The sequence below is a fragment of the Pseudomonas sp. S49 genome (assembly GCF_009866785.1).
Classification (GTDB): Bacteria; Pseudomonadota; Gammaproteobacteria; order Pseudomonadales; family Pseudomonadaceae; genus Aquipseudomonas.
In genome coordinates, this window is sequence record NZ_CP019432.1 from 2,144,644 (window position 1) to 2,163,703 (window position 19,060).

Sequence of the window (19,060 nt, forward strand, 5' to 3'; positions counted from 1 at the left end):
GGGCCGCGGTGATCAGAGGACCGAAGCGGTCTGCGCCAGTTTCGGTTGCTTGTACAGATCCAGCAGCACCTGATCGAGCACCGACGACGCGCCAAACGGCGCCTTGTCATTGAGGATCGCCACCACCGCCCAGGTATTGCCATTCACATCACGGCTGAAGCCGGCAATCGCCCGCACAGTGTTCAACGTACCTGTCTTGACGTGTGCCTCACCGCGCATCGCCGTGGTTTTCAGGCGTTTACGCATGGTGCCGTCGGTACCGGCGATCGGCAGCGAGCTGATGTATTCCGCGGCATACGGGCTGTGCCATGCCGCTTGCAGCATGCCCGCCATTTCCCGTGCGCTGACGCGTTCGGCGCGAGACAGGCCGGAACCGTTCTCCATTACCAGATGCGGCGCGGTGATGCCTTTCCTGGCCAGCCACTGGCGCACGACGCGTTGCGCAGCCTTGGCGTCGTCACCGTCGGCATCGTTGCGGAATTTTTGTCCCAGGCTGAGGAACAGCTGCTGGGCCATGGTGTTGTTACTGTATTTGTTGATGTCGCGGATGATCTCCGCCAGATCCGGCGAGTAGGCACGCGCGAGCAGTTTGGCGTTGCCCGGTGTCGAGGCCAGACGATCCTTGCCCTGAATGCTGCCGCCCAGTTCTTTCCAGATCGCGCGCACGGCGCCGGCGGTGTAGGTTGCGTGGTCGAGCAGCGACAGGTAAGTCTGCGAGCTGCAACCTTCGCCCAACTGGCCGGCAACGGTCACGTTGACGCTGCCATCGGCCTGCGCCACCGGGTTGTAGCGCACGCCACCGGTGCATTGTTTGGACGGCAGGGCTTTGACGGTGTTTTCGATGTGGATGCTGGCAATCGGCGGTTCTACCGAGATCAGCACGCGACCGCCGTCATTGCGCGCAACGAAGCGCAGGGCCTTGAGGTTGACCAGCAGCGAATCCGGTTTGACCAGGAACGGTTTGTTCTCGTCATTGCCGTCATCGTTGAATTCCGGCAGTTGCGGCTGCACGAAGAAGTTGCGGTCGAGTACCAGATCGCCGGTGATCTGGGTCACGCCGTTGGCGCGCAGGTCGCGCATCAGCAGCCAGAGTTTTTCCATGTTCAGCTTCGGATCACCGCCACCCTTGAGGTAGAGGTTGCCGTTGAGGATGCCGCCGTTGAGGTCGCCGTCGGTGTAGAACTCGGTTTTCCACTGATGATTGGGGCCGAGCATTTCCAGCGCCGCGTAAGTAGTGACCAGTTTCATGGTCGAGGCCGGGTTGACCGACACGTCGGCGTTGAACACGGTCGGCGTGCCCGGGCCGTCGAGCGGCACCATCACCAGCGACAGGGCGCTAGGCTGCAATTTGCTCGCCTTGAGGGCTTTTTCAACGTTGGGGGTCAGGGAAGTATTGATGGTGGCAGCAGAAACAGGCAGCGCCAGAGGCAGAAGAAGGCCGGCGAGAAACAGTGGACGCAACGATTTGATCATATGAAATAAAACCCTACAGCCGAGGGGAAAAAGACGAGGACATGGATGAAAAGGTCCTCAGTGGTCACGAAAGTGTCGGCATTATGCCCCAACCTGTAACAGGTTGTGCCTTGTCCGGGCAGGCCAATACGTTATTTTTTTACAGGCGGTCGGTTGCTGTGTCCAGAGAGTCGGGCAATCGATTGCTTAAACTGGTAAAGTGCCCGCCGTATTTACTTAAGAGGATTGTTCCAATGGCGACTAACCGTTCCCAGCGTCTGCGCAAAAAACTGTGCGTTGATGAATTTCAAGAGCTGGGTTTCGAACTGAACCTGGACTTCAAAGAAGACTTGTCCGAAGAAGCCATTGACGCTTTCCTCGAAGCCTTCATCAAAGAAGCCATGGAAGCCAATGGTCTGGGTTATGTGGGCGGCGACGACTTCGGTCTGGTTTGCCTGCAGAAGCGTGGCTCGGTCAACGAAGAGCAGCGCGCTGCCGTTGAAGCCTGGCTGAAAACCCGCTCCGAGCTGACCAAGTATGAAGTCAGCCCGTTGCTGGACGTTTGGTATCCGGAAAAGCCGATCAACGCGGCTAAGTGATACTGAAAAAAACGGCGACCTGAGGGTCGCCGTTTTTTTTCGTCTGGTGTTTGGGTGTTCGGTTTGGGATTTGTGGTGAGGCTACCCCTCACCCCAGCCCTCTCCCCGAGGAGAGGGAGCCGATATGCGAGCTGTTCAATACCTGAGTTCGACTCGGTATCCCACGTCGGCGTATTTCTTCCAAGCACCTCGGTCAGTCCCCTCTCCCCCGGGGAGAGGGTTAGGGTGAGGGGCTTTTGACCTTAAGCCTTACGCCAATTCAAAATCACCAGCGTCAAAACCCCCGCAACAATGCCCCAAAATGCCGAACCAATGGAAAACAGCGTCAGCCCCGATGCCGTGACCATAAAGGTAATCAACGCCGCCTCACGCTCCTTGACCTCGGTCATGGCAATGCTCAAACCATTGATGATCGAACCAAACAGCGCCAGCGCCGCAATCGACAGCACCAGTTCCTTCGGCAACGCGGCAAACAACGCCGCCAACGTGGCGCCGAACACACCGGCAATCCCGTAGAAAACCCCGCACCAGACCGCAGCGGTGTAGCGCTTGTTGCGATCCTCATGGGCGTGCGGCCCGGTGCAGATCGCTGCGCTGATCGCTGCCAGGTTGATGCCGTGCGAACCAAACGGCGCCAGCAAAAGTGAAGCGATGCCGGTGGTGGTGATCAGCGGTGAGGCCGGGACGTTGTAGCCGTCGGCGCGCAGTACGGCGATGCCGGGCATGTTCTGCGAGGTCATCGCCACCACGAACAACGGAATGCCGATGCTGATGGTCGCGGCGAGCGAGAAGTGCGGCGTGGTCCACACCGGCGTCGCGACTTCCAGATGAAAGCCGCTGAAATCCAGCAAGCCCATGAAGCCCGACAGCGCGGTGCCGATCAGCAGCGCGGCGAGCACCGCATAACGCGGCGACAGGCGCTTGACCAGCAGATAGGTAAAAAACATCCCTAGCACCAGCCCGGTACGGTGCTGCGCGGCGACGAAAATTTCGCTGCCGATCTTGAACAGAATCCCTGCCAGCAATGCCGCCGCCAGTGAGGCTGGAATCTTTTTCACCAGCCGTTCGAAGCTGCCGGTCAGGCCGCAGATCGTCACCAGCACCGCACAGGTGATGTAGGCGCCGATGGCCTCGCCATAGCTGACGCCGCCCAGACTGGTGATCAGCAACGCCGCGCCGGGCGTCGACCAAGCGATGGTGATCGGCGTGCGATAGCGCAGCGACAGGCCGATCGAACAGACCGCCATGCCGATCGAAATCGCCCAGATCCACGAAGAAATCTGCCCGCTGGTCAGACCCGCCGCTTGCCCGGCCTGGAACATCAGCACCAGCGAGCTGGTGTAGCCGGTCATCATCGCGATGAAACCGGCGACGATCGCCGAGGGCGAGGTGTCGGCCAGAGGGCGCAGTCGGATTTGGGTGGCGTCGTTCATGACGGCGGTGTTCCTTATAGCAATGAAGATGTCCCCTGTACGCCAAACCCCTGTGGGAGCGAGCCTGCTCGCGAAAGCGGTGTGTCAGTCAACATTCATTTTGAATATGAAACGGCTTTCGCGAGCAGGCTCGCTCCCACAGGGGATTGTGGTCGACCAGCGGATTCTGCGAACAAGCCTAAACTCAAACGTAACGGATCGTTGCAATACAGCCGAAGTCACAAACAGCCGTACAGTCGTGTTGCCACCTTTCATTGTGTACAATCGCGCTGTTTTTTACGCGATACTTGCCAGCGACCTACTGTGCCGTATTACAGTCACGGTCTATTCGCCGCAGTTCTCCCGACTCGAGTGCCCATGAACGAACAGTTGCAACCCCTCAAGAAACAACCGCGAGCAGGCAAAGCCGGTCGCAGCGGAACCCAGGACGATATTGTCTACGCACATATCTTCGAGGCCATCCTCGAACAGCGTCTGGCGCCCGGCACAAAATTGAGCGAAGAAGCGCTGGGGGAAATCTTCGGGGTCAGCCGCACCATCATTCGCCGCGCGCTCTCGCGTCTGGCCCATGAAGGCGTCGTGCTGTTGCGGCCGAACCGTGGCGCCGTGGTCGCCAGTCCGAGTGTGGAAGAGGCGCGTCAGGTGTTTCTCGCCCGCCGTCTGGTCGAACGCGCGATCACTGAGCTGGCGGTGCAACACGCCACCGCCGAGCAGATCGCCGAGCTGCGTCAGATGGTCAACGATGAGCGCGACAGCTTCTCCCGTGGCGATCGCGGCGCCGGTATTCGTCTGTCGGGCGAATTCCACCTGAAACTGGCGGAAGCGGCGATGAACGCTCCGTTGATCAGCTTCCAGCGCAGCCTGGTGTCGCAGACATCGCTGATCATCGCTCAGTATGAAAGCGGCAACCGTTCGCACTGTTCGTATGACGAACACACCCAGTTGATCGACGCGATCGAGAAACGCGACGATGAGCTGGCGGTGAATTTGATGATGCATCACATGGATCACATCGACAGCAAGCTCAATCTCGACGAGGAAGGCGCGTCGGATGATCTGCATGCGGTGTTCTCGCATTTGTTGCAGACCAAGAAGCCGGGGCGCCCTGCGGCCAAGCTCTAACTGACCGATAGAAAAATCCCCCGCAGCTGAAAAGTTGCGGGGGATTTTTTGTGCCTGCCTGATCGTTCCCACGCTCTGCGTGGTAATGCCTCTGGGGACGCTCCGCGTCCAGTGACGCGGAGCGTCACGGGCTGCATTCCCACGCGGAGCGTGGGAACGATCATGGGGCGGGGGAAATTAGCGCTGATGCACCAAAGCACCCGCCGCATACGTCTGCTGCACCGTGCGGTCATCGCCCAGCGTCATCAACACAAACAACGTCTCGGCAATGTTGTTGGCCTGCTTCAGGCGATAGCTCAGCAGCGGCGTGGCATTGTAATCCAGCACCAGGAAGTCAGCGTCGGAACCCGGTTGCAGGTTGCCGATCTTGTCTTCCAGGCGCAGCGCCCGTGCACCACCCAGTGTCGCCAGATACAGCGACTTGAACGGGCTCAGTCGCGCACCTTGCAGTTGCATCACTTTGTACGCTTCGTTCAGCGTCTGCAGCAGCGAGAAACTGGTACCGCCGCCGACGTCAGTACCCAGACCGACATTGAGTTTGTGCTTCTCGGCCATCGGCAGGTTGAACAAGCCACTGCCGAGGAAGAAGTTGGAAGTCGGGCAGAACGAGATCGCCGAGCCGGTTTCTGCCAGTCGCGCGCATTCTTCGTCGCACAGGTGCACGCCGTGAGCGAACACCGAACGCTCGCCGAGCAATTGGTAGTGATCGTAAACGTCGAGGTAGCCCTTGCGCTCCGGGAACAGCTCCTTGACCCACTCGATTTCCTTGAGGTTTTCGCTGATGTGGGTCTGCATGTACAGATCCGGATACTCGGTCAGCAGTTGGCCGGCGAGGGTCAGCTGTTCCGGGGTGCTGGTCGGTGCGAAACGCGGGGTGACCGCATAGTGCAGACGACCCTTGCCATGCCAGCGCTCGATCAGCGCTTTGCTGTCGACGTAGCTCGATTCGGCGGTGTCGGTCAGGTAGTCCGGGGCGTTGCGATCCATCATCACTTTACCGGCGATCATCCGCAGGTCGAGCTTCTCGGCCGCTTCGAAGAGCGAGTTCACCGATTGCGGGTGCACGCTGCCGAACACCAGCGCGGTGGTGGTGCCGTTGCGCAGCAGCTCTTTGACGAAAATGTCAGCGACTTCGTCGGCGTGGGCCTTGTCGCCGAACTGGCTTTCGCACGGGAAGGTGTAGGTATTCAGCCAGTCGAGCAGTTGCTCGCCGTAGGCACCGACCATGCCGGTTTGCGGAAAGTGAATGTGAGTGTCGATGAAGCCCGGGGTAATCAACGCGTCCTGGTAGTGCTCGATTTCGATGTCTGCCGGCAGGGTCGGCAGCAAATCACTGGCGTGGCCAAGGGCGCAGATCTTGCCGCCATCGACCACCAGCAGGCCGTCCTCGAAATATTCGTAGGAGGCTTCGATCCCGACTTCGGCGGGGTCGGCGATGCTGTGCAGGATGGCGGCGCGGTAGGCTTTGCGAGTCAGAGGCATGAGGGTTCTCTAATCAGTTTGAGGCTTTGAGTTTGGTCGCCTGACTGCGCCGCGAAACCGGCAGCAGTTTGGCAATCGGTTCGGCGCTGGCAGTCTGCTGGCCGAAGTTGGCGTTGTAGGTGGCGATGATTTCGCCGGCGATGGAGATGGCGATTTCCACAGGCAATTTGCCTTTGACTTCGCCGATGCCCATCGGGCAGCGCATGCGTAGCACCACGCCGCTGTCGAAACCGCGATCACGCAAGCGATGTTCGAACTTGACCCGTTTGGTCTTCGAACCGATCAGGCCGAAGTAGGCGAAGTCGTTGCGCTTGAGGATCGCAGCCGTGAGTTCAAGGTCGAGCTGATGGTTGTGGGTCATGACGATGCAATAACTGCCGGCGGGCAGGTCATCGATCTCATCCACAGGCTCTTCGGCGACGATTTTACGCACGCCGTGCGGGATCTGTTCGGGGAATTCGGCATCACGCGAATCGATCCAGCGCACCCGGCAGGGCAGGCTGGCGAGCAGCGGCACGAGGGCGCGGCCAACGTGGCCGGCACCGAACACGGCGATTTGCGCCTGCACCTGGCCCATCGGTTCGAACAGCAACACGGTGGCGCCGCCGCAGCACTGGCCCAGGCTGGCGCCGAGGCTGAAGCGCTCCAGATGAGTGTCCTGCTTGCCGCTGGCGAGCATCTCGCGGGCGATCTGCATGGCTTTGTATTCCAGATGCCCGCCACCAATGGTGTCGAAGCTCCGGTTAGCGCTGATGACCATTTTCGAGCCGGCGTTGCGTGGCGTCGAGCCGAGTTCTTCGATGATCGTCACCAGCACACAGGGTTCGCCCTGGTTCTGCAGGTCGGCGAGGGCGTCGATCCAGTTGTACATACACACCTCTCAGATCGTTCCCACGCTTTGCGTGGGAATGCATCACTGGACGCTCCGCGTCCGCTGTTCAGGATGCGACGCAGAGCGTCGCGGGCTGCATTCCCACGCAGAGCGTGGGAACGATCATCAAACAACCGCGGTTTCAGCTTCAACGGCTTTCACCGCTTTCAACTGACGCATCTGCTCACACCCCCACAACACCCGCTCCGGGGTCGCCGGCGCATCGATCTGCGGCTGATGTTTGTAGTCACCGAGACTCGCCACCGCATCCTTGATCGCGCACCACGAAGCAATCCCGAGCATGAACGGCGGCTCACCGACAGCTTTGGAATGGAACACCGTGTCTTCCGGGTTCTTGCGGTTTTCCACCAGCTTCACGCGCAGGTCCAGCGGCATGTCCGCCACGGCCGGGATCTTGTAGCTGGCCGGGCCGTTGGTCATCAGCTTGCCTTTGTTGTTCCAGACCAGCTCTTCCATGGTCAGCCAGCCCATGCCCTGAATGAAACCACCCTCAACCTGACCGATGTCGATGGACGGGTTCAGCGAGGCGCCGACGTCGTGAAGAATGTCGGTGCGCAGCATTTTGTATTCGCCGGTCAGGGTGTCGACGATCACTTCGCAGCACGCCGCGCCGAAGGCGAAGTAGTAGAACGGACGACCACGCGCCTGGCTGCGGTCGTAGTAGATTTTCGGGGTCTTGTAGAAGCCGGTGCTCGACAGCGACACCTGATTGAAATACGCCTGCTGGATCAGCGCTTCAAAGGTCAGGATATGGTCGCGAACGCGCACGTGGCCGTTGTGGAATTCAACGTCTTCCTCAGTGACTTTGAAGTGCCGCGCAGCGAATTCGATCAGGCGTTTCTTGATGATTTCCGCCGCGTTCTGCGCCGCTTTACCGTTCAGGTCAGCGCCGCTGGACGCCGCTGTCGGCGAGGTGTTCGGCACCTTGTCGGTGTTGGTCGCGGTGATCTGCACGCGATCGATTTCGACCTGGAACACTTCTGCCACGACCTGCGCGACTTTGGTGTTCAGACCCTGGCCCATTTCTGTGCCGCCGTGGTTCAGGTGGATGCTGCCGTCGGTGTAGATGTGGATCAGCGCGCCGGCCTGGTTCAAGAAACTCGCGGTGAAGGAAATGCCGAATTTCACCGGGGTCAGCGCCAGACCTTTTTTCAGGATCGGGCTGTTGGCGTTGTAGCGACGGATCGCTTCGCGGCGTTCGTGATACTGGCTGCTTTCTTCCAGTTCGGCGGTCATTTCCTCGAGCATGTTGTGCTCGACGGTCTGGTAGTAATGGGTGACGTTGCGCTCGGTCTTGCCGTAGTAGTTGGCCTTGCGCACCGCGAGCGGATCGAGTTGCAGGTGACGGGCAATCGCGTCCATCACTTCCTCGATGGCGACCATGCCTTGCGGGCCACCGAAACCCCGGTAAGCGGTATTCGACGCGGTGTTGGTCTTGCAGCGGTGACCATTGATGGTCGCGTCGCCGAGGTAATAAGAGTTGTCCGAGTGGAACATCGCGCGGTCAACGATCGAGGCAGACAAGTCCGGCGAGCAGCCGCAGTTGCCGGCCAGGTCCATGTTGATCCCGTGCAGGCGTCCGGTGCTGTCGAAACCGACGTCGTACTCGACGTAAAACGGGTGACGCTTGCCGGTCATCAGCATGTCTTCGACGCGCGGCAGGCGCATTTTCGTTGGCTGACCGGTGAGGTGCGCAACCACCGCGCACAGGCAAGCCGGGCTGGCCGCCTGGGTTTCCTTGCCACCGAAACCACCGCCCATGCGGCGCATGTCGACGACGATTTTGTTCATCGACACGTCGAGCACTTCGGCGACCAGTTTCTGCACTTCGGTGGGGTTCTGCGTCGAGCAGTAGACGATCATGCCGCCGTCTTCAGTCGGCATTACCGAGGAGATTTGCGTCTCCAGATAGAAGTGTTCCTGGCCGCCGATGTGCAGCGTGCCTTGAATGCGGTGTTCAGCCGTCGCCAGTGCGGAAACCGAATCGCCGCGCTGGTGAGTGTGGCTGTCGAGGACGAAGTGGCGTTTGCGCAAGGCTTCAACCACGTCGAGCACAGGTTCGAGGTCTTCGTATTCGATGATCGCGGCCATCGCGGCTTTACGCGCGGTTTCCAGATCTTTCGCGGCGACGGCGAGCACCGGTTGACCGACGAATTGCACGTCATCGATGGCCAGCAGCGGGTCGCCCGGCATCAACGGGCCGATGTCTTTCAAGCCCGGAACGTCTTCGTGGGTGATGGCGATGCGCACGCCTTCGAAGGCATAGCACGGCGAGGTGTCGATGCTGATGATTTTCGCGTGGGCGCGGTCCGACATGCGTGCATACAAGTGCAACTGGTTGGGAAACTCCAGGCGATCATCGATGTACTGCGCTTCACCGGACACGTGCTTGGCGGCGCTGTCGTGCTTGACGCTGCGACCGACACCGGAGGTCAGATCCTTGGCGAACAGTTCAGCCAGTTCAGCCTGGGTTTTTTCTACGCCGTGATGGTTAGACATAAGCGGTCACCCGAGTCTCGATGTGCGGTGTTTGCAGTTCGATGAAGTATTTGCGCAGCAGGTTCTGCGCGCTGAGCAGGCGATATTCCTTGCTGGCGCGGAAGTCCGAGAGCGGCGTGAAGTCTTCCGCCAATGCGGCGCAGGCACGTTCGACCACGGCGTTGTTGAACGGCGCACCGATCAGCGCGGCTTCACAATGGGCGGCGCGTTTCGGGATCGCAGCCATGCCACCGAAGGCCATGCGCGCATCGGTGATCACGCCGTTTTCGACGCGCAGGTTGAACGCGGCGCAGACGGCGGAGATGTCGTCGTCCAGACGCTTGGAGACTTTGTAGGCGCGGAACAACTGCTCGGCAGTGGCGCGCGGCACGATGATCTTCTCGATGAATTCACTTTCCTGACGGGCCGTGACTTTGTAATCGATGAAGTAATCGTCGAGGTTCAGGGTGCGGCGGGTTTCGCCCTTGCACAGCACGACTTGCGCGCCGAGGGCGATCAGCAGCGGTGGCGAGTCACCGATCGGCGAGGCGTTGCCGATGTTGCCGCCGAGGGTGCCCTGATTGCGGATTTGCAGCGAGGCGAAGCGGTGCAGCAGTTCGCCGAAGTCTGGGTACTCGGCGTTCAACGCTTCGTAGCAGTCGGAGAGGGCGGTGGCGGCGCCGATTTCGATGCGGTCTTCGAAGGTGTCGATGCGCTTCATTTCCGCGACGTTGCCGACGTAGATCATCACCGGCAAGGTGCGGTGGAACTGGGTAACTTCCAGTGCCAGGTCAGTACCGCCAGCGAGAAGCCGTGCTTGTGGATAAGCGTCATAGAGATCGGCCAGATCAGCGACGGTCAGCGGTACCAGACAGCGCTTGTCGCCGCTGTTGAGTTCGCCGATATCGGTCGGGGCGATGGCTTTCAGTCGGGCGATGGTTTCCGCTTCGCGGGCATCGAACTGATCCGGTTGCTTGCCGCAGCAGGATTGCTCGGCAGCCGCCAGAATCGGCCGGTAGCCGGTGCAGCGGCAGAGGTTGCCGGCCAACGCTTCGTGGGCCTTGGCGTGATCCGGTGCCTCGCTGTTCTTTTGCAGGGCGAACAGCGACATGACGAAACCGGGGGTGCAGAAACCGCACTGCGAGCCGTGGCATTCGACCATGGCTTTCTGCACGCTGTGCAGTTCACCTTTGTGCTTGAGGTCTTCGACGCTGATCAATTGTTTGCCGTGCAGCGACGAAACAAAGGTCAGGCACGAGTTGAGGCTGCGATAGCGAATGTGTTCGCGGCCAGCGTCATCCGTCTGCAACTCGCCGACCACTACGGTGCAGGCGCCGCAGTCACCGCTGGCGCAACCTTCTTTGGTGCCGGACTTGCCCACGTGTTCACGCAGGTAATTGAGCACAGTCAGATTCGGGTCCAGGGCGTGCTCGCTACGGAGTTCCTGGTTAAGTAAAAACTGGATCACGGAAGGCCTCGCAGACTCATTATTGTTGTTAACCGACTTGAGCCGAATTTAGCAGGTCTGACTTTTCGGTCAATGGTTTTCTGACTTAAAGGTCAGGAAAGTCCATTTCGTCGATCAACTACGTGTCTATTCATTATTGACCTTCATCGGTCACCCTGCTTTTTTGCGGGAATCGTGCCAAAAACCGCTGAGTGGGCACTCCGCCATGACCGTGCATTTGCGCTACACTGCGCCGCTTGTGCAGATCGATAGAGTTTGAAGGACAACCATGACGTTCAAGGCGCCGGACAGCCTCGCCGAGCAAATCGCTCACCACCTCGCCGAACGCATCATTCGTGGCGAAATGAAGCCGGGAGAGCGCATCCAGGAACAGAAGGTCACGCTGGCCCTCAATGTCAGCCGCGGCTCGGTCCGCGAAGCCTTGCTGATCCTCGAACGCCGCCACCTGATCGCGATCCTGCCGCGCCGTGGCGCGCACGTCACCGAGCTGACGCCGCACAAGGTGCAGAGCCTGTGCACGCTGATGAGCGAGTTGTACATCCTGCTCGGCAATTCAGTGGCCAATGGCTGGCAAGTGCAGTCGGACATGGCGCCGTTCGTGCAGATCCAGCAGCGCCTGACTGCCAGCTACGAGCGTCAGGACATCCGCAGCTTCGTCGACGACAGCTTCGCGGTGATGCGCGCCGCCTATCCGTTCGCCAACAACCCGTACCTGCAAGAGACCGTCGAGAACCTGCAACCGGCGATGAGCCGCGCCTACTTCCTCGCCCTCGAACAGCGCAAGGCTTCAATGAGCGAGTTCCTCGAACTGTTCGAACGCCTGCTAGCTGCCGTGCTTGCCCGTGATTTGCCGCAGATCCGCATCGTGCTGACGGCTTACGCCCAGCGCAGTTGCGATCTGGTGGTCTCCGCGCTGACGGTTGCCTAAGCGTGCGGCTCAAGTGCATCAAACTGGCGGGATTCAAATCCTTCGTCGACCCGACCACGGTGAACTTCCCCAGTAACATGGCGGCGGTCGTCGGGCCGAACGGTTGCGGCAAGTCGAACATCATCGACGCCGTCCGCTGGGTGATGGGCGAAAGTTCGGCGAAGAACCTCCGTGGCGAGTCGATGACCGACGTCATCTTCAACGGTTCGACCAGTCGCAAACCAGTGAGTCAGGCCAGCATCGAGCTGGTCTTCGACAACTCCGACGGCACGTTGTTGGGCGAATACGCGGCCTACGCCGAGATCTCGATTCGCCGCAAAGTCACCCGCGACAGCCAGACCACGTATTACCTCAACGGCACCAAATGCCGTCGGCGCGACATCACCGATATCTTCCTCGGCACCGGTCTGGGTCCGCGCAGCTATTCGATCATCGAGCAGGGGATGATCTCCAAGCTGATCGAATCCAAGCCCGAAGACCTGCGTAACTTCATCGAAGAAGCGGCCGGCATCTCGAAATATAAAGAGCGCCGCCGCGAGACCGAAAACCGCATCCGCCGCACCCACGAAAACCTCGCGCGTCTGACTGACCTGCGTGATGAGCTCGAGCGTCAACTTGAGCGCCTGCACCGTCAGGCCGAAGCGGCGAAGAAGTATCAGGAATTCAAAGCCGAGGAGCGCCAGCTCAAGGCGCAACTGTCGGCCTTGCGCTGGCAGGATCTCAACGATCAGGTCGGCCAGCGCGAGTCGATCATCGGCACCCAGGAAATCAGTTTCGAAGCGCTGGTCGCCGAGCAGCGTAATGCTGACGCGGCCATCGAACGCCTGCGTGACGGTCACCATGACCTGTCCGAACGCTTCAATCTGGTGCAGGGGCGCTTCTATTCGGTCGGCGGCGACATCGCCCGGGTCGAGCAAAGTATCCAGCACGGCCAGCAGCGTTTGCGGCAGTTGCAGGACGACTTGAAAGAAGCTGAACGTGCGCGCCTCGAAACCGAGTCGCACCTGGGCCACGACCGCACGTTGCTGCTGACCCTCGGCGAAGAGCTGGACATGCTCACCCCTGAGCAGGAAGTCACCAGCGCCGCCGCCGAAGAAGCCGCCGCTGCACTGGAAGATTCCGAATCCGTGATGCACGGCTGGCAGGAACAGTGGGACGCCTTCAACCTGACCGCCGCCGAACCGCGCCGTCAGGCCGAAGTGCAGCAATCGCGCATCCAGCAGCTGGAAACCAGCATGGAGCGTCTTGCTGACCGGCAAAAGCGTCTTGGCGAAGAGCGCGCGTTGCTCTCGGCCGACCCGGAAGACGCGGCGATCATGGAGCTCAACGAGCAGCTCGCCGAGTCCGAAGCGACCCTCGAAGATTTGCAGACCAGCGAAGAAGCGCAGGTCGAAAAACTCGAACAACTGCGTCAGGAATTGCAGCAAGCGTTGACTGCGCAGCAGCAGGCGCAGGGCGACTTGCAGCGTCTCAACGGTCGCCTTGCGTCCCTTGAAGCCTTGCAGCAAGCCGCGCTCGATCCGGGCACCGGCACCGCCGAATGGCTGAAGGAACACAACCTCGCCGAGCGTCCGCGTCTGGCCGAAGGCCTGAAGGTCGAGGCCGGTTGGGAACTGGCGGTGGAAACCGTGCTCGGCGCCGATCTGCAAGCGGTGCTGGTCGACGACTTCAGCGGCTTCGATTTGTCCGGTTTTACTCAGGGCGATTTGCGCCTGCTCAGTCCGGCCAGCGATGGCGTGCGCGTGGCGGGCAGCTTGCTCGACAAGGTCGACGCGCAAATCGATCTGTCGCCGTGGCTCGGTCAGGTCAAACCGGTCGACAGCCTTGAGCAGGCGTTGGCCTTGCGTGGGCAGTTGAGCACCGGCGAAAGCCTGATCAGCCGCGACGGTTACTGGATCGGTCGGCACTTTTTACGCGTGCGTCGGGCCAGCGAAGCGGAAAGCGGCATGCTCGCCCGTGGCCAGGAAATCGAAGCGCTGCACCTCGAGCGTGAAGAGAAAGAAGCCACGGTCGAGGCCATGGAAACCCGTCTGCAAACCCTGCGCGCGCAACAGCGTCAGCAGGAAAACGGCCGCGAGCATTTGCGTCGTTTGCTGCAAGACGAAGCGCGCCAGCAGGGCGAATTGAAAGCGCAACTGTCCGCTGGCAAAGCCAAGGCCGAACAGTTGACCCTGCGTCGTACTCGCCTCGATGAAGAGCTGGTCGAACTCGGCGAGCAACGCGAACTCGAGCACGAACAGATCGGCGAAGCGCGCATGCAATTGCAGGACGCGCTGGATGCCATGGCGCTGGACACCGAGCAGCGCGAGTTGCTGTTGGCCCAGCGCGACAGTCTGCGCGAACGCCTCGACCGGGTGCGTCAGGAAGCGCGGCAGCACAAGGATCACGCGCATCAATTGGCCGTGCGTCTTGGCTCGTTGCGCGCGCAGCACGACTCCACGCGTCAGGCGCTGGAGCGTCTGGAAATGCAGGCCGAGCGCCTGACTGAAAAGCGCGAACAGTTGAGTCTGAATCTGGAGGAGGGCGAGGCGCCGCTGGAAGAGTTGCGCCTGAAGCTCGAAGAGCTGCTCGACAAGCGCATGACCGTCGACGAAGAACTGAAGACCGCGCAGATCGCCCTCGAAGACGCCGACCGCGAATTGCGCGACGCGGAAAAACGCCGGACTCAGGCTGAGCAGCAATCGCAGTTGATTCGTGGCCAGCTCGAACAGCAGCGCATGGAATGGCAAGCCCTGACCGTGCGCCGCAAGGCTTTGCAGGACCAACTGCTGGAAGACGGCTACGATCTCAATGGCGTCCTTGCCACACTGACTGCACAAGCCAGTGAACGCGAAGCCGAAGAAGAACTCGAACGCATCAACGCGCGGATTCAGCGCCTGGGTGCGATCAACCTCGCGGCCATCGACGAATACACGCAACAATCCGAGCGTAAACGTTATCTGGATGCGCAGGACGCCGATCTGGTCGAAGCGCTGGAGACCCTGGAAAACGTTATTCGCAAGATCGACAAGGAAACCCGCAACCGCTTCAAAGATACCTTTGATCAGATCAATGGCGGTTTACAGGCACTTTTTCCAAAAGTTTTCGGTGGTGGACGGGCGTATTTGGAACTGACGGGCGAAGATCTACTCGATACAGGGGTAACGATCATGGCGCAGCCGCCAGGGAAGAAGAACAGCACCATCCATTTGCTCTCCGGCGGGGAAAAAGCCCTGACCGCGCTGGCACTGGTTTTTGCCATCTTCAAATTGAACCCGGCGCCGTTCTGCATGCTCGATGAGGTTGACGCGCCACTGGATGACGCTAACGTTGGACGCTACGCACGATTGGTCAAAGAGATGTCGCAGACCGTGCAGTTCATCTATATCACCCACAACAAGATCGCCATGGAAATGGCCGAGCAGTTGATGGGCGTGACGATGCATGAGCCGGGTTGTTCGCGACTGGTAGCCGTGGATGTCGAGGAGGCGATGGCGATGGTGGACGCCTGAGCCAGCGTGGTGTCGGAAAGGTAATTGAGGGTTGTAGGACTTTTTTACCGGGTTCGACTTGCTGGCCAATCGACATATTCGCGCAAGCCAATGAGACAGACGGTGTAAAGTTGTCTTTGGTCGTGCTAGTTTAATGTCAATTTTTCGTATACGTGGGCAAAACGCCTGTCAGAACATAGAGTTGGCGCCACGTTTTAAAGCGGTTTGCACAATGTAAACCCCTTATTTTTCAGCATTTTTTATAGAGGCACGGGATTACATGGAAATCGGTCTGCGCGAGTGGCTGATCGTCATCGGCATCATTGTGATAGCCGGTATTCTTTTCGATGGCTGGCGCCGTATGCGCGGCGGCAAGGGAAAACTGAAATTCCGTCTTGACCGAAGTCTGTCCAACCTGCCGGACGAGGACACCAGCGCTGAGTTGTTGGGCCCGGCCCGTGTATTGGATACGCATCAAGAACCGCAACTGGATGAACACGATCTGCCGTCGGTGAGCATGCCGGCCCGCGAAGCACGCGAGCCTCGCGAGTCCGGCTCGAAACGTGGCAAGCGCGGCAGCAATGGCCCGGCTCAGGGCGACCTGAACCTCGACCTGGATCTGGACGGCGGCCCGAGCTTCAGCAGCCGTGACGACGACTTCGTTGAAGGCACCAAACCTGCGCCGGCGGCGGTCGACAAGGATCAGCCACAAGCCGAAGAAGTATTGGTCATCAGTGTGATCTGCCGTGACGCTGCCGGCTTCAAAGGCCCGGCACTGTTGCAGAACATCCTGGAAAGCGGCCTGCGTTTTGGCGAGATGGATATTTTCCACCGTCACGAAAGCATGGCTGGCAACGGTGAAGTACTGTTCTCCATGGCCAACGCGGTCAAGCCGGGCATCTTTGATCTGGACGACATCGACCATTTCAGCACCCCGGCGGTGAGCTTCTTCCTCGGCTTGCCAGGTCCGCGTCATCCGAAGCAGGCCTTCGACGTGATGGTGGCGGCAGCACGCAAGTTGTCCCAGGAACTGAACGGCGAACTGAAAGATGACCAGCGCAGTGTTCTGACCGCGCAGACCATCGAGCACTACCGTCAGCGCATCGTCGAATTCGAACGTCGCGCCCTGACCCAGAAGCGTTGATTGAAAAGATTGCCTCGGCATAAGAGGCAGTCGGCAATATAGATTGAGCAGCCTCGGCTGCTCTTTTGCTTTATGAGAGAACACCCATGACCGCCGCCAAAAACCGCATTCTCGAGCTGCGCGCTGAACTCGATCAGCACAACTACCGTTATCACGTCCTCGATGAACCAAGCATTCCGGACGCCGAGTACGACCGGTTGTTCCACGAACTCAAGGCGCTGGAAGCGGCCAATCCGGAATTGATCACCAGCGACTCGCCGACCCAGCGCGTCGGCAGCGTGGCGCTGACCGCGTTCACCCAGGTGCGTCACGAAGTGCCGATGCTCAGCCTCGGTAACGCCTTCGAAGAAAGCGACATGCGCGAGTTCGATCGCCGCGTCACTGAAGGCCTGGATCTACCGGTCGGCGATCTGTTCGGCGGCAGTGCGGCGGTTGAGTACAGCTGCGAGCCGAAACTCGATGGCCTGGCGGTCAGCCTGCTCTATCAGGACGGCGTGCTGGTGCGCGGCGCCACGCGCGGCGACGGCACCACCGGCGAAGACATCAGCGTCAACGTGCGCACCGTGCGCAACATTCCGCTGAAGCTGCACGGTGAAGGCTGGCCGGCGACCCTGGAAGTGCGCGGTGAAGTGTTCATGTCCAAGGCCGGTTTCGAGCGCCTCAACGCCTCGCAACTGGAAATCGGCGGCAAGACCTTCGCCAACCCACGCAACGCTGCGGCTGGTAGCCTGCGCCAGCTCGACTCGAAGATCACCGCCAACCGTCCGCTGGAGTTCTGCTGCTACGGCATCGGTCAGGTTTCCCACGATATTTCCGACACCCACATCGGCAACCTCAAGCAGTTGCAGAAGTGGGGCATGCCGATCAGTCACGAATTGAAATTGGCCAAAGGCATCGATGAATGCCTGGATTACTACCGCGACATCGGCGCGCGCCGTAACTCGCTGACGTATGAAATCGACGGCGTGGTGTTCAAGGTCAACAGCATTGCCGATCAGCGTGAACTGGGCTTCCGGGCTCGTGAGCCGCGTTGGGCGATCGCGCACAAATTCCCGGCGATGGAAGAACTCACCGAGCTGCTCGACGTGGAATTCCAGGTTGGCCGCACCGGCGCCGTGACGCCAGTGGCGCGTCTGAAGCCGGTCAAGGTCGCCGGCGTCACCGTGGCCAACGCCACGCTGCACAACATGGATGAAGTCGCACGTCTGGGCTTGATGATCGGCGACACCGTGATCATCCGCCGTGCCGGTGATGTGATCCCGCAGGTGGTGCAAGTGGTCACCGAGCGTCGTCCGGAAAACGCGCGTGCGGTGCAGATACCTGAAAGTTGCCCGGTCTGCGGTTCGCACGTTGAGCGCACGCAACTGATCAAGCGCAGCAAAGGCAAGGAAACCGTCAGCGAAGGTGCGGTGTATCGCTGCGTCGGCCGTCTGGCCTGTGGCGCGCAACTGAAGCAGGCGATCATTCACTTCGTCTCGCGCCGGGCGATGGATATCGAAGGCTTGGGCGACAAAAGCGTCGAGCAACTGGTCGATGAAGGCCTGGTCAGTTCGCCAGCCGATCTGTATGCGCTGAAGTTTGACGATATCGTCGATCTGGAAGGCTTTGCCGAAGTCTCCAGCAACAAGTTGTTGGCGGCGATCGAAGACAGCAAGAAGCCGGGGCTCGCACGTTTCATCTATGCCTTGGGCATTCCCGATGTCGGCGAAGAGACCGCCAAGGTGCTGGCGCGCTCGCTGGGTTCGCTGGAGCGCGTGCAGCAGGCGTTGCCACAAGTGCTGACCTACCTGCCGGATGTCGGCCTGGAAGTGGCGCACGAGATTCACAGCTTCTTTGAAGATGCGCATAACCAGCAGGTGATCACCGAGTTGCTCGGCCATGGTTTGCAGATTCAGGATCAGGGCGAGTTGGGCGCCGAGTTTGCTGCCAGCACGACGCTGGGTGGCTTCCTCGACAAGCTGCACATTCCTTCGGTCGGCCCCGGTGGCGCGCAGAAACTGGCGGACAAGTTTGGCTCGCTGGAAGCGGTGATGGATGCGGACTGGCTGGACATGCGTCAGGCTTTGCCGGAGAAACAGGCGAATTCGGTGCGCGAGTTTTTTGCACTGCCTGAGAACCGGCAACTGGCTGAGGCCTCCGAGAAGCAACTGCGTGATTTCGGCATGCACTGGCAGAGCGAGAAGAAAGTTGTCGAAGGTTTGCCGTTGTCTGGCGAGACCTGGGTGCTGACCGGCAAAGTTGAGTTGATGAGCCGTGATGTCGCCAAGGAACATCTGGAAAGCCTTGGCGCCAAGGTTGCCGGTTCGGTGTCGGCGAAGACTCATTGCGTTGTGGCAGGCCCCGGTGCCGGTTCCAAATTGACCAAGGCCAATGAGCTGGGTGTGAAGGTGATGGACGAAGAAACTTTCATCGCGTTCCTAAAAAAACACGGCCTGAACGTCTGATCGTTCCCACGCTCCCGCGTGGGAATGCCGCTCCGGACGCTCCGCGTCCGCTGTGACGCAGAGCGTCACTGGATGCATTCCCACGCAGAGCGTTGGAACGATCAACCCGCAAGAATGATCTAGTCTTGGCAAGCCCCAGGGAGAGATC

General features: G+C 60.0%; 12 protein-coding genes. 6 read left to right on the forward strand and 6 right to left on the reverse strand.

What is annotated here, in order from left to right; translation table 11 throughout:
- Positions 1–12: 12 nt before the first annotated feature.
- Entirely contained in the window at positions 13–1,473 is a 1,461-nt protein-coding gene (dacB, locus tag PspS49_RS09455) for a D-alanyl-D-alanine carboxypeptidase/D-alanyl-D-alanine-endopeptidase (protein WP_127926497.1), read from the reverse strand.
- Between the two features lie 233 nt (positions 1,474–1,706).
- On the opposite strand from dacB, the gene PspS49_RS09460 reads away from it, so the two are divergent.
- Positions 1,707–2,051, forward strand: coding sequence for a YggL family protein (locus tag PspS49_RS09460; protein WP_007916365.1), 345 nt, complete (start codon positions 1,707–1,709; stop codon positions 2,049–2,051).
- Between the two features lie 242 nt (positions 2,052–2,293).
- On the opposite strand, the gene PspS49_RS09465 is transcribed toward PspS49_RS09460, so the two are convergent.
- Positions 2,294–3,484, reverse strand: coding sequence for a benzoate/H(+) symporter BenE family transporter (locus PspS49_RS09465; RefSeq protein WP_150751629.1), 1,191 nt, complete (start codon positions 3,482–3,484; stop codon positions 2,294–2,296).
- 357 nt (positions 3,485–3,841) lie between these two features.
- Between PspS49_RS09465 and PspS49_RS09470 the strand changes: the two genes are divergently transcribed.
- On the forward strand, positions 3,842–4,606 hold the full coding sequence (locus tag PspS49_RS09470; RefSeq protein ID WP_127926499.1) for a GntR family transcriptional regulator: 765 nt from the start codon (positions 3,842–3,844) through the stop codon (positions 4,604–4,606).
- A 177-nt stretch (positions 4,607–4,783) separates the two neighbouring features.
- Here the strand turns inward: PspS49_RS09470 and guaD are convergent, their stop codons facing one another.
- From guaD to xdhA, 4 genes are all read right to left on the reverse strand, one after another.
- Complete coding sequence (guaD, locus tag PspS49_RS09475; RefSeq protein WP_160038942.1) at positions 4,784–6,088, reverse strand: guanine deaminase; 1,305 nt, start codon at positions 6,086–6,088, stop codon at positions 4,784–4,786.
- A gap of 13 nt (positions 6,089–6,101) precedes the next feature.
- Positions 6,102–6,959, reverse strand: coding sequence for a xanthine dehydrogenase accessory protein XdhC (gene xdhC, locus PspS49_RS09480; RefSeq protein WP_160038944.1), 858 nt, complete (start codon positions 6,957–6,959; stop codon positions 6,102–6,104).
- A 126-nt stretch (positions 6,960–7,085) separates the two neighbouring features.
- Positions 7,086–9,479 carry a xanthine dehydrogenase molybdopterin binding subunit gene (gene xdhB, locus PspS49_RS09485; RefSeq protein ID WP_150751626.1) on the reverse strand — a complete coding sequence of 798 codons (2,394 nt, stop codon included), beginning with the start codon at positions 9,477–9,479 and terminating at the stop codon, positions 7,086–7,088.
- Positions 9,472–10,926: a xanthine dehydrogenase small subunit gene (xdhA, locus tag PspS49_RS09490; protein ID WP_160038946.1), complete on the reverse strand. Its 1,455-nt coding sequence runs from the start codon at positions 10,924–10,926 to the stop codon at positions 9,472–9,474. Before xdhA ends, xdhB begins: the two co-directional genes overlap by 8 nt.
- Positions 10,927–11,194: 268 nt before the next feature.
- Here xdhA and PspS49_RS09495 point away from each other — a divergent pair, with 268 nt between their 5' ends.
- The 4 genes from PspS49_RS09495 (at position 11,195) to ligA (ending at position 18,912) form a co-directional block, all read left to right on the forward strand.
- Positions 11,195–11,854 (forward strand): GntR family transcriptional regulator, encoded by a 660-nt coding sequence (locus PspS49_RS09495; protein WP_160038949.1) that lies wholly within the window; start codon positions 11,195–11,197, stop codon positions 11,852–11,854.
- Positions 11,855–11,856: 2 nt separating this feature from the next.
- Entirely contained in the window at positions 11,857–15,345 is a 3,489-nt protein-coding gene (gene smc, locus PspS49_RS09500) for a chromosome segregation protein SMC (RefSeq protein ID WP_150775100.1), read from the forward strand.
- A 259-nt stretch (positions 15,346–15,604) separates the two neighbouring features.
- Positions 15,605–16,468 carry a cell division protein ZipA gene (zipA, locus tag PspS49_RS09505; protein WP_150751623.1) on the forward strand — a complete coding sequence of 288 codons (864 nt, stop codon included), beginning with the start codon at positions 15,605–15,607 and terminating at the stop codon, positions 16,466–16,468.
- 86 nt (positions 16,469–16,554) lie between these two features.
- Entirely contained in the window at positions 16,555–18,912 is a 2,358-nt protein-coding gene (ligA, locus tag PspS49_RS09510; RefSeq protein WP_160038951.1) for an NAD-dependent DNA ligase LigA, read from the forward strand.
- The last annotated feature ends 148 nt before the right edge of the window (positions 18,913–19,060 follow it).